The organism is Bartonella sp. AC158YNML (assembly GCF_042196725.1).
GTDB lineage: Bacteria > Pseudomonadota > Alphaproteobacteria > Rhizobiales > Rhizobiaceae > Bartonella.
On the sequence record NZ_JBHIQU010000011.1, the window covers coordinates 17,774 to 30,159 of the forward strand.

Annotated in this window: 10 protein-coding genes; 1 reads left to right on the forward strand and 9 read right to left on the reverse strand. The window is 36.0% G+C overall.

Going from position 1 to position 12,386, the window contains the following annotated elements; translation table 11 throughout:
* Positions 1-464 precede the first annotated feature (464 nt).
* From ACFIM1_RS06835 to tpiA, 7 genes are all read right to left on the reverse strand, one after another.
* Positions 465-671 (reverse strand): NINE protein, encoded by a 207-nt coding sequence (locus ACFIM1_RS06835; protein ID WP_375694531.1) that lies wholly within the window; start codon positions 669-671, stop codon positions 465-467.
* Between the two features lie 517 nt (positions 672-1,188).
* On the reverse strand, positions 1,189-1,596 hold the full coding sequence (locus ACFIM1_RS06840) for an NINE protein (protein ID WP_375607667.1): 408 nt from the start codon (positions 1,594-1,596) through the stop codon (positions 1,189-1,191).
* A 115-nt stretch (positions 1,597-1,711) separates the two neighbouring features.
* The gene (gene eno / locus ACFIM1_RS06845; protein ID WP_375609554.1) at positions 1,712-2,980 is read right to left on the reverse strand and encodes a phosphopyruvate hydratase; all 1,269 of its coding nucleotides are present in this window, start codon (positions 2,978-2,980) and stop codon (positions 1,712-1,714) included.
* Positions 2,981-3,049: 69 nt separating this feature from the next.
* Complete coding sequence (gene kdsA / locus ACFIM1_RS06850; RefSeq protein ID WP_375609553.1) at positions 3,050-3,886, reverse strand: 3-deoxy-8-phosphooctulonate synthase; 837 nt, start codon at positions 3,884-3,886, stop codon at positions 3,050-3,052.
* A gap of 36 nt (positions 3,887-3,922) precedes the next feature.
* Positions 3,923-5,551 (reverse strand): CTP synthase, encoded by a 1,629-nt coding sequence (locus ACFIM1_RS06855; RefSeq protein WP_375606257.1) that lies wholly within the window; start codon positions 5,549-5,551, stop codon positions 3,923-3,925.
* Positions 5,552-5,679: 128 nt separating this feature from the next.
* Positions 5,680-6,132, reverse strand: a complete 453-nt coding sequence (gene secG / locus ACFIM1_RS06860) for a preprotein translocase subunit SecG (protein WP_375609552.1) — start codon at positions 6,130-6,132, stop codon at positions 5,680-5,682.
* Positions 6,133-6,214: 82 nt separating this feature from the next.
* The gene (gene tpiA, locus ACFIM1_RS06865; RefSeq protein WP_375606259.1) at positions 6,215-6,979 is read right to left on the reverse strand and encodes a triose-phosphate isomerase; all 765 of its coding nucleotides are present in this window, start codon (positions 6,977-6,979) and stop codon (positions 6,215-6,217) included.
* A 154-nt stretch (positions 6,980-7,133) separates the two neighbouring features.
* On the opposite strand from tpiA, the gene ACFIM1_RS06870 reads away from it, so the two are divergent.
* Positions 7,134-9,023 carry a peptidyl-prolyl cis-trans isomerase gene (locus ACFIM1_RS06870; protein WP_375609551.1) on the forward strand — a complete coding sequence of 630 codons (1,890 nt, stop codon included), beginning with the start codon at positions 7,134-7,136 and terminating at the stop codon, positions 9,021-9,023.
* A gap of 1,207 nt (positions 9,024-10,230) precedes the next feature.
* Here ACFIM1_RS06870 and ACFIM1_RS06875 read toward each other — a convergent pair.
* Entirely contained in the window at positions 10,231-11,091 is an 861-nt protein-coding gene (locus tag ACFIM1_RS06875) for a phytoene/squalene synthase family protein (protein ID WP_375609550.1), read from the reverse strand.
* 644 nt (positions 11,092-11,735) lie between these two features.
* Complete coding sequence (locus tag ACFIM1_RS06880; RefSeq protein WP_375609549.1) at positions 11,736-12,383, reverse strand: DUF6990 domain-containing protein; 648 nt, start codon at positions 12,381-12,383, stop codon at positions 11,736-11,738.
* Between the last annotated feature and the right edge of the window lie 3 nt (positions 12,384-12,386).

Consider the following 12,386-nt stretch of genomic DNA (forward strand, 5'->3'; position numbering starts at 1 on the left):
CCATTATCACCTGAAACGAAATAACTTCCCTGATCCTGACTAATAATCTTACCTTTCATCTTCACCACCTATAAAATTGTTATTCATAAAGAATCTTTTCTTCTAATATGATAACATGTTAAATAAACTTCACAGCATGAATACGATCTGTACTCACAGTGATATATGAAAATTGAAAAAGCTAAAAATTCCCCAACAACCCCAAATTCTCGCAATTATAAGCGGCAATACAAAACACGCTGTTTGATTTGTACTTTTGTTTTTTTCATATGAAATAGTACAGTCTTTTTCAATACTTTTATTTAATATTAAAGACATAGACTAAAGTAATTTACATTATTAAATTAATATATTGATAAATAAATAAAATATTTGTTTATATTATACTTTTGTTGAATTGCTATAACTTGGTAATTTTATTGCTATTTGCATCCCTAAAATACCCAGATAAAATAACTATAAAATCAATAAATGACCACGGTATATTGATAAAAAGTTCTATACCTGTTACATTTAATGAGAAGCATTACGATACCCATTCCAATTTTATCAGCTATGAAGCGGTGAATACCTAACCATCCCCCAAAACAAATAACTGCCAAAGCTGATCTTGATTGCTCTAATTCTTTTTGACTCAAGAAGGAGAACAGGTTTAACAACATTATCTTCATATACAAAATCAATGGTATCCCCTACCTTTGGTATTTTTTTCCTAACCAGTCGAAACTTGAAAATTGATAACGCTTACCGTCAGCTCCTGAAACGAAATAATCTCCTTGATCATGACCAATAATCTTACCTTTCATCCTTGCCCACCTATAAAGCTTCTCCTCATGTGTTATTCATAAAGAGATTATTTCTAATTCGATGATATGCGGATTAACCTCACGGTATAAATAAAACGCATAAAAACCATGATAAATGTGTAATTGGAATAGTTTTGCCCCCCCAAATAACTAAGTTTTCCCTGCTATAAGAAGCAACCTAAAGTACGCTGTAATTGATTTGCGCTTTTGTTTTACCTATATAAAATAGCACAGTTTTTTCAATATTTTTGTTCAACTGTGCATAGCCTTTTAATATTTTACATTAAAGACATGTAATACAATAACGCAGAGCTATTATGAACTTAATATATTGATAAAAATAAAAAGCGGGCTAAATTACCTCCTTTTTATTATAAGATTTTTACAAGTCTGTGATCTGATTCCCATCTTTATCCGTAAATTTTCCAGCAACAATGAGTATAAAATCAACTATTGCCCAAATACCGGTAATCATCAATCCAAAAACTGATAAAGATAAAACGAGCATTAAAGTACCCGTCCGAACTCTCCCAACCATAAAACGATGAACACCAAAGATACCTGCAACCCAACAAAGAAGTGCAAACATTATCTTTGAGTTCTCTGTACTTGATCTCAACAACGGAAAAACAGAACTAACCACACCGCCTTCATAGACAAAATCAACAGTATCACCAATCCTTGGTGGTTTCTTTCCCAACCAATCCCAAGTCGCAAACTGATAACGCTTACCGTCATCACCCGAAACGAGATACATTCCTTGATCTTGAGTAATAATTATACCTCTCATCTTAATCCCTATAAATTTAAATACCTATAAAATTACTGCGTATATGTCTTTGATAAGAAATCTCAATTTCATAATCTAAATAATATCATACTATCACACTTTGTGCTCACAACTATCAACGATATACATCACCAGCATAACGCGCTTGGGCTCCTAGCATTTCTTCAATACGAATAAGTTGATTGTATTTTGCTAATCTATCCGAACGTGCAAGAGAACCTGTTTTAATTTGTCCACAATTCGTTGCAACCGCAAGATCTGCAATAAAAGAATCCTCTGTTTCGCCTGAACGATGAGATATAATAGTACGATAACCTGCTTTATGTGCTACTTCTACAGCATCAAGTGTCTCACTTAATGTACCAATTTGATTCACTTTTATGAGGATAGAATTGCCTACCCCCATTTTAATACCATCACGCAAACGTGCTGAATTTGTTACAAACAAATCATCGCCAACAAGCTGACATTTTTCTCCAATTGTATCCGTGAGTAGCTTCCAACCTTCCCAATCATCCTCTGCCATTCCATCTTCAATTGTAACAATAGGATAACTTTTCACAAGTTGCACTAAATACTCTACCTGCTCTTGGGTGTCACGGCATTTTCCCTCACCTTTATAAAAATACGAGCCATTTTTATAAAATTCGGTTGAAGCACAGTCTAAACCAATGGCAATTTGTTCACCTGGTTTATAACCACATATCATGATAGATTCCATAATAAAATCAATTGCTTGATCAGCGCTTTTAAATTGAGGTGCAAAACCACCTTCATCACCAACATTGGTATTATAACCTGCACCCTTTAAACGCTTTTTCAACGCATGAAAAATTTCAGCACCATAACGAATTGCTTCTCGAACAGTAGGCGCTCCTATAGGAATAATCATAAACTCTTGAAAATCAATCAAGTTATCAGCATGAACGCCACCATTAATAATGTTCATCATAGGTGTTGGAAGAATATGCGCTTGTGTACCCCCAATATAACGATACAAAGGTAAATTTAATGAAGCCGCAGCTGCTTTTGCAACAGCTAATGAAACACCAAGAAGTGCATTGGCACCAAGACGGGCTTTGTTTGGCGTTCCATCCAAAGCAATCATGGCTTGATCAATAGCGATTTGATTTGTTGCATCCCGACCACCAAGTTCTTCAAGAATTTCGCCATTGACTGCAGCAACTGCTTTTTCAACACCTTTTCCTTGATAGCGCAAACCACCATCACGAAGTTCTATAGCCTCGTGTGCTCCCGTTGAAGCTCCCGAAGGAACCATAGCACGACCAAACGCACCATTTTCCAAATGAACATCAACTTCTACCGTTGGATTACCACGGCTATCAAGAACTTCACGTCCAATGATATCGACAATTATAGTCATATGTATTTCCTTACCCGATAAAAGTCGCGATTCATTTCTAACAACCTATTAATGAAATACTTTTTCTTCTCAATTCAGTTTCTTTGACAGATAATCGAATTTCATTAAAGTCTCAAGCAATCTTTGTAAATCATCAATTTTAATCATATTGGGTCCATCAGAAGGCGCATTATCTGGATCTTGATGCGTTTCTAAAAAAATACCTGCGACCCCAACAGAAACAGCCGCACGCGCTAAAATTTCAACAAATTGACGCTGTCCACCAGATGAAGAACCATGACCACCCGGCTCTTGAACAGAATGTGTTGCATCAAAAATAACAGGAGCACCCAATGAACGTAAAATAGGCAACGAACGCATATCAGAAACAAGTCGGTTGTAACCAAATGACGTGCCTCGCTCACAAAGCATAACATTCGGATTACCACTGTAAACAACCTTTTTTAAAACATTCTCCATGTCCCACGGCGCTAAAAACTGACCTTTTTTAATGTTAATAACACATTCTGTTTTAGCGGCTGCTACCAAAAGATCTGTTTGACGACATAAAAAAGCCGGTATTTGTAAAATATCAACTGTAGAAGAAACAATTGTACATTGCTCTTCTGTATGCACATCAGTTAATATGGGACAATCAAACTCTTTTTTTAAATCAGAAAAAATAGCCATTGCTTTTTCAAGACCAATGCCGCGTGCCGCACTCAAAGAGGTTCTGTTGGCTTTATCGTAACTTGATTTATAAACAAACCTGATACCAAGCTGATCGGTAATTGTTTTAATACGACCAGCCATTTCAAAAGCATGATCTCGACTTTCCATCTGACACGGCCCTGCAATTAATGAAAGAGGCATTTCATTTGAAAAAATCATATTTCCAACTTTCACACGGGCATTTGGTTTAGTCATTTTATCCCTCAAAAGCAAAGTAACCAAATTTATGCATTAAACTAATCGACTTTGTTCTACAGCGGCTTCAATAAAAGAAGAAAAAAGCGGATGTGGATCAAAAGGACGAGATTTTAATTCTGGATGATATTGAACACCAATAAACCATGGATGATCTACATATTCTATCGTTTCTGGTAAAATACCATCAGGAGACATCCCAGAAAAAATCAAACCACACTGTTCTAACTTATCCTTATAATCAATATTGACCTCATAACGATGACGATGTCGCTCGACAATCTTGGTCATCCCATAAATTTGAGCAATATGACTCTCTTCCTTTAATTCAGCAGCAAAAGCACCAAGGCGCATTGAACCGCCGAGATCACCATTTCTTGTACGTTTTTCAAGAACGTCTCCTTTAAGCCATTCTGTCATTAAACCTACAATTGGATTGTCTGTTTCGCAAAATTCACTTGATGAAGCATTCTCAATCTGTGCAATATTGCGTGCAGCTTCTATACAAGCTAATTGCATTCCAAAACAAATTCCTAAAAATGGAACTTTACGCTCTCGTGCAAATTGAATTGCTCGAATCTTCCCTTCAGACCCTCGTGCCCCAAAAGCACCTGGAACCAAAATTCCATGGGCTTTTTGTAAAGCTGAAACAGAATCTTCTTTTTCAAAAAGTTCCGAATCAATCCACTCAATATTAACCTTCACTTTATTCGCTAAACCACCATGCGCAATCGCTTCGATAAGGGATTTATAAGCATCCTTTAAGCCCGTATATTTTCCTACAACAGCAATCGTAACTTCTCCTTCAGGATGGTGAATGCGATGCGTAATATCTTCCCAACGATCCATCTTGGGGGAAGGAGCCGAATCGATTCCAAAAGCGCAAAGAACTTCAGAGTCCAAACCCTCCTTATGGTATGCCATAGGAACATCATAAATTGTTGGCATATCTAATGCCTGAATGACTGCATTGGAGCGAACATTGCAAAAAAGTGATAATTTGCATCGTTCTGTTTCTGGAATAGATCGATCTGCACGTACAAGCAAAATATCAGGAGAAATACCAACTGCTTGCAATTCTTTGACAGAATGTTGTGTTGGTTTCGTTTTTAATTCACCTGCCGAAGGAATATAAGGCATTAATGTGAGATGGACATAAACGACATTTTGTCTCGGTAGCTCATTGCGAAGCTGACGAATCGCTTCTAGAAAAGGCATTGCTTCAATATCACCAACCGTTCCACCTATCTCACACAAAACAAAATCAAATTCTTCATTTCCCATCGTAATGAATCTCTTAATTTCATCTGTAACATGAGGAATAACTTGGACTGTTGCCCCCAAATAATCACCACGCCGCTCTCGTTCAATGATATTGCGATAAATACGCCCTGTTGTAATATTATCTTGGCTATTTGCAGAACGCCCAGTAAAACGCTCATAATGACCAAGATCAAGATCCGTTTCTGCACCATCATCGGTCACAAATACTTCACCATGTTGATAAGGTGACATCGTACCTGGATCAACATTTAAATAAGGATCAAGTTTGCGAAGACGTACGCGATAGCCACGAGCCTGTAATAACGCTGCTAACGCCGCTGCTGCGATGCCTTTTCCAAGGGAAGAAACCACACCACCAGTAATAAAAACATAACGTGCCATGGGCTTATGGTGATAAGCAATTTATAATGATTTTTCCAGCAAAAAATGCAAAAAGAAACAATTTTTCTTCTAAAATAAAAAAGGTGAAAAAATCACCTTTTTTAAAAAGTCTATATTTTCTTAAAAAACTATTTTGTAGTGTTATCCGGAACTGTATTTTCAAGAACCGGTGGAACTGGGCTTTCTGCTTCAGGATTTGTGGACTGTTTCTGTTCCTGCGGAGAATTCGAAGGACCTCCTAGCTGCTCAAGAATAGAAGGGGAAGACTCACCATCTGCTGATGGGACTGATCCTGAGCCTTTATCGGTAGAATTCTGCTCGGAATTAACCGGTATACGCTTTAAAATATCAGAACTAGAATTTGATATATTACTCACCACGGTAAGTCCAATAGACACAACAAAAAAACAACAGGCTAAAATAGCAGTCAAACGTGTTAAAGGGTTTCGAGATCCACGAGTTTTCATCAACCCTGAGCTATTACTCACACCGAGCCCACCACCTTCTGAAGGTTGGATTAATATAACGCCAACCAAAGTAATCACAATCAATAAATGAATAACAATAAGTACTGTTTGCATAAACCCTGCTCTTCAAATAACTCTTTCATGGTTATTTACACATAAATAACACACAATCCAAGGGGTAACTCAAATTTCTCCGCTATAATTTACGATAAACATCGCAAATAGTTAAAAAATCAATCGCTTTTAAACTTGCTCCACCTATCAAAGCACCATTAACATGAGCAATGCTTAAAAGCTCAAATGCATTGGATGGTTTTACTGATCCACCATAAAGAAGGCGCATATTATTCCCTTCCTCCCCAAAACGAGAGCACATCTCATCACGAATGAAATGATGCACTTTTGCAATATCTTCTACAGTTGCTGTATTGCCGGTGCCTATCGCCCAAACAGGTTCATAAGCGATAATGATATTCTCTGCTGTTGCATCATCTGGTAAAGATCCCTCAAGCTGCTGTGCGAGAACATCCAGCACTTTATTATTGTTGCGTTCTTCCAATGTTTCACCAATACATACAAGAGCCACAAGCCCTGCTCGCCACGCTGCTTGCACTTTGGCGCAAACAATAGCATCATTTTCCTGATACACTGTACGACGTTCTGAATGCCCGATAATAACATGACTTGCTCCCGCTTCTTTAAGCATAAAAGCTGAAATATCTCCAGTATAAGGGCCATAGTCATCAAAGTGACAATTTTGTCCTCCTAAAAGGAGATTTTCACCATCCAGCGTATCAGAAGCACGCGATAAAAGCGTTGCTGGAACACAAATTAAAGCTTCAAACAAATGACCTAGATCAGAGCTAACGCCTGTAGCAATAGCACGCAACTCTCCAAGCGATTCACTCGTTCCATTCATTTTCCAATTTCCAGCAAGAAAAGGCCGAATATTTGGAGACATATTTTCACCTCAAGAGCTATTATAATATATTATTTATCTGTAAGTACCAAATTATAAAGTGAAAGCAAGTCTTTAAAGCTTGCATCTTTCGTGTCTTTGTTGCAAATTCCGTTACTGCTTTGATAATAACTCATGTTAAAAGTGGAATTAAACAATGCTTGACATCGTAAGAAATGCTGCAAATTCTTGGATTGCCAGAATTTTCCTTGCTATTTTACTCTTATGCTTCATTCTTTTATGGGGGATACCACAGTTACACACCAAAAATGAAAGAGGCCTTATTACTTCTGGAAAATCCACAGTAACTGTCGATGATTATCGTCTCGCTCTTGCCGATCAAAGCGCACGTTTAGCACATGCCGCTCATCTTGGACGAATGTTTACGCCAAATGAAATGCAGCAATACCAAATTCCCGCTTTTGTGTTTAATCAATTACAACAAAATACACTGCTTGATGAACAAGCCCGTAAAATGAAAATAAGTCTTTCAAAAGATACAATAGCGCGTATGATTGGAACTGATAATATGTTCCAAATAAATGGCACTTTTGATAAAAATTTATTTTATAACTATCTTCAGCATTTACGTATCAGTGAAAGTGCTTTTCTTAATTATTACACCAGAAAAGAAAAGCGTAACCAAATTATTTCAGCTTTATTCTCTGATATGAAAGCACCAGATCTCTTCTATAAAGCACTTGCTCTTTATCAAGGAGAAATGCGTATCGCAGATTATCTCATGATTGATCTAAAAGAAAAGGAAATAACAGCTGATCCTGATGACGAAACACTGCAAAAATGGTTTGAAACACATCAAAATGAATTTCGTACTCCAGAATACCGCACTGTCTCTTTATTATCTATGGAACTTAATGATTTCGTAAAACCTAAAGATATCCCAACAGATGAGGCAAAAGCTTATTATACCCAAAATGCTTCACGTTTTGTAACCCCTGAAAAGCGTACATTCGAAGAACTGCGATTCCCCTCACGCGAAGAAGCCGATAATGCAGCAAAAAAAATAGCCGATGGATTGAGTTTTGATGAACTGGTAAAAGCTGAAAAAAAGACTCTTAATGACATACAAAAAGGGCCTCTCGCAGAAAATGAACTTCCTAGCCATCTAGCATCCGAAATTTTTGAACTCCAACAAGGGCAAGTCAGTGCTGTAATCAATGACTTACAGGGACCTGTTATCATTCGCATCACACATATTGAACCCTCAAGCTCTCTTCCTTTTGAAAGTGTAGAAGAAAATATTCGCCAAATACTTGCCCAAAATCGTGCTACGGATGATATTCGTAATAATTATCTAGCCATTGAAAATGCTCGTTTTGAGGGTGCTTCTCTCAAAGAGTTAGCTGACCAATACAAGTTATCTTTGCGCACAATTACCATTGATAAAACGGGGAAAACGCTTGAAGGTGCAATACTCACGGATTTACCTCAAAAAGATATTTTACTGAATGCCATCTATCAATCAAACGAAGGTGTCGATCTTGATCCTCTCTCTTTTCAAAATGGTGGGTATCTCTGGTATAAGGTCGATAAAATTATTCCTGCCCACGATAAGACACTTGAAGAAGCTAAGCTAGATGTTCTTTCTCAATGGAAAAATGAGGAAATCCAACGTCTTCTTGATGAAAAAGCCAAAAATGCTCTCAAACAGCTCACGGAAGGAAAAAGTCTTGTTGCTCTTGCTCATACCCTTGGTGTTACAAAACAAACAACACCAGCCCTCCGGCGTCAAGATTCATCTGAAGTCCTTGGTGTTGAAGGTGTTAAAGCCTTGTTTTCTGGTCCCAAAGGTCATTATGGTGTCATAAAAGGACCGGTTGCAACAAACCGTATCATTTATCAAATAAAGACTGTAACAATGCCTAAAGATATCACGTCTCATACTCTTTCAACTGAGGTCCGCGCCAATATAGATATGATGATAAGAGAAGATCTTAAGCTAGAAATGCTCCAAGTTGCCAATAAAGAACATCCTTTGGAAATTAATAGCACAAATTATAATCAGATCTTTAACGCTCTCCAGTAAAAAGAGTGTGCATAATTTAAAGGGCTTATTTGATAAAGTGTCTATCGCTCTTCGTTTATCATTAAAGAGGTAAGATAGATCTTTTATTTGCTTATATCTTAGAAGCAGCATTTGTATAATGATAAATTTTCTCGCAAATCAGTACATGTATAGATTTGCGAGAAAATGCTAAATGGAATGTAGAATCGTTTTTTCAACGCATGAAGAAATATTACCCATCCAAAGGCTGTAAATGTTGTCGCTAATTAAGCTATATATCCCTCCTGTCATTTATTGACAATATACTGATTTATAATGATAATTTACTGTTTTGTATATTGAATGAGAGTCCCGAATATTGTAAGATTCTCTCATTTCAAATCTGTGTATATTGAATCAATTAAAACCACTTGCTTGCATATAAAAGCGGGATGCGTGTGTGGATAAAAATTGTTAAAAAAGGACTGAAAGTAGCTCTTATGAACCGTCTTAAAGCCAAGAGCTGTAGTCCCCCAAGCTAGCCAATATAATGATGGTGCCGGCTTTCTTCTCCATAAGCATAAAAATGGAGGAACTCAATAGATTTACTATTATATCATCGACTGCTACTCTTAATATTCATTCATAAGGAGCCTATTGCTTCTTCTTAAATGACTTTCATTGATATACATCTTATGATATATATAAAATATTTTTAAAATTCATTATAAAAGTAATTTAAAATGAAGAAATCCTTTTCTATTCAAGATTCTCATTCAATATGAGAAAAAAATGAGTTCTCAATCAATATGTTCGCATATCACAATAATTATCAATTATAGCTTCACACTTTCTCAAAAATTAGAGTTTTTTCTAGAGACTTAATAGGCTGTTAAGATAACTTTTCTCAATAATAAAATAGAAATTGTATTTCATTTATAAATGAGATGCGACCAATACATTCAGACTACTCAATATCAAAAGTTCTTCATCAAACGAACGAATGTATTAAACTTTATCTCATATTTTGCCTTCTCTGCATCTCCCCTATCCAATACACGAATAAAATATATTACTTGATGAGAAAATATACTGTTTTTTCAAGATTATAAAATTTCTTATTCTTTTGCACTCATAGCCACCAACACATCACCGTTTCTTGATAATAAAGAAATGATTTGAAAGCACCATATCTCCTTCTTTCTTCAATACGAAAAAATCGGTTTAATTTCGACGTAACAATGTTCTTTTACAATGTTTTTGGAAAATTACCACTTATTGCTGTCCTTGTTATCAACCAATAGCGATGTATCAATGGCAAAGTTGCATTTTCTTGAAAAATTTCCGCCCCCAGCTGAAGAGCTTTTTGAAGAGAAGCCGGTATAATTACCAATGGAAGAAATGCTGGCTTAAAAGCTCTAGGTAAAACACGAGAATACGTGTAAAATTTGCTATAATGATCGCGTGATAATGCTACCATAGATTCAACAATGCAGCCCTTTTGTTTATCACTGAAACGATGAGATTCTAAATCTTCCCTCTTCACCCCTACAGCCTTCAACATATCAGTAGGTAAATAATAATGATATCGTGATTGCATGAATGATAAAAGGCGTAATACACCGCTTAATCCTTGAGCAATCCCTCCATGTTCATAGATATCTGTAAAATCTTGTGCAACATCAGGATCTAATATCTGACAAGAAAGCTGTAAAATGATACTTGCTGTCTCACCATAATAATGCTCGAGCTCATGAAGCGTTTCTATTGGATTGTGATAAAGATCTAAAATTTGTGCATCGCAATAACGTAAAAAAGCGGTCTTAGGTAAATTAAAAAGAGTCATTGCTGTCAATAGATCAGTCAAAATCGGATTATTTCCACTCGTTTGCATTTCACCATGAACAATAGAATCATACCACCAACGTAACCGTATTTCTCCTATGCGTGGGTCATGTACATTTTCGCGAATACGAGAAACTTCAGCATTAAATGCGTAAAGAGCAGCCAATGCTTTGCGCTTTTTTTTAGGCGCAAATAAAACCGATATATAGCGGTCACGATCTATGGTCCGTAAAATATCAAGACAATAAGGAAGAGAACCTATCATGCTATGAACCTATTAACGTTCCTTCTTTAGCAATTAAATTAATATTCTTTTTTATTCACTATTAAAAAATAAGAGAGTCAGAAAATACAGCTTAGAAATAAGATTTTTAAATGTGTCTCTTAATGTATTATAAGTTAAGGATTCTTTTCTAAGTACTTTTCTTAACCGCACCAAACATCCAAAATATTTTATTTTTTTAAAAGTCGGTTTTGCACTAAAATAGTACCACCCTATGAGAGAGAGTATTCTCAAAAGCATAATAAAATCAAGAAACTCGATTTGTTTTTACCTTTTTCTTTGCAGAATCAATTACACCACGCCAATACGCTTAACAACAGACTTTCTGCTATAAAATATAATGGGTATTTTTAGAATAAAAATTAATAAATAAAGCAACCCTCACGAAAGCTTATTATTCGCCCTTATATTTTCACTAAAATAAAAAACAGGTAATAAGCATCTTAAAGCATATATGAACAACGGAAATATACTTTTAATTGGACTCCTTGCCAATCTCTACGGTGGAGCTCCCCCCCTTTTACGGCATATAAATGCACTCGATGAAAGCATCTTTAATGTCAATAGATATTCTTTGTTATTATTTGCGTCAGAAGTTATTTTTTAACCAAAATAGAATGCAATCTCTAAGCAGCTAGAAAACTCTTTTCCATCTTCTTAATCAAATCGTAGCTTGGTTGCTTTACCTTTGCTATTTCTTTTGCCATAATCATTGCACGTTCAAGATGGTGCTTTTGAATATTATTATCAAAACCTAAATGTTCTCTTTCCACAAAGCTTTTGTGATAAGATTGTAAGGACTCAATATTATTCAACAAAGCAAGCGTACCAATATGAAGTAAACTATAATGTGCATTGTCACACTCATCAATTTTGCTCATTTGCCAAGGGGGTATACTATACCTAAAACCAATACGCTGAAGAAGATCTATACTTTCCATTGCCCATTCTAAAGTATAATCAAGCTCTAACTCTAGGCGACTTGCATTAATCTTTTCTTCAACAATTTTCAGCCCATTTTTATTAAAATAAAGTTGTAGATCCGGTAAACTTTGAGAATTTATGGGATCAATTGCTCTACAAACAGCAGAAAGAATGCCTGTAGTAACCGAAAACCCAACATCAAATCGCGGAGAAGCTGTTGTAATTTCGTCATTGTATAAAATTTGCACCTCGCGATCTGGCAATTGGTAAATTGCTAGAAAATTCTCTTTTCCCTCAATTCCATAAACAAACCAACCTAAACTTATGAAAAGCGTTCTTGTACTTTTCATGGT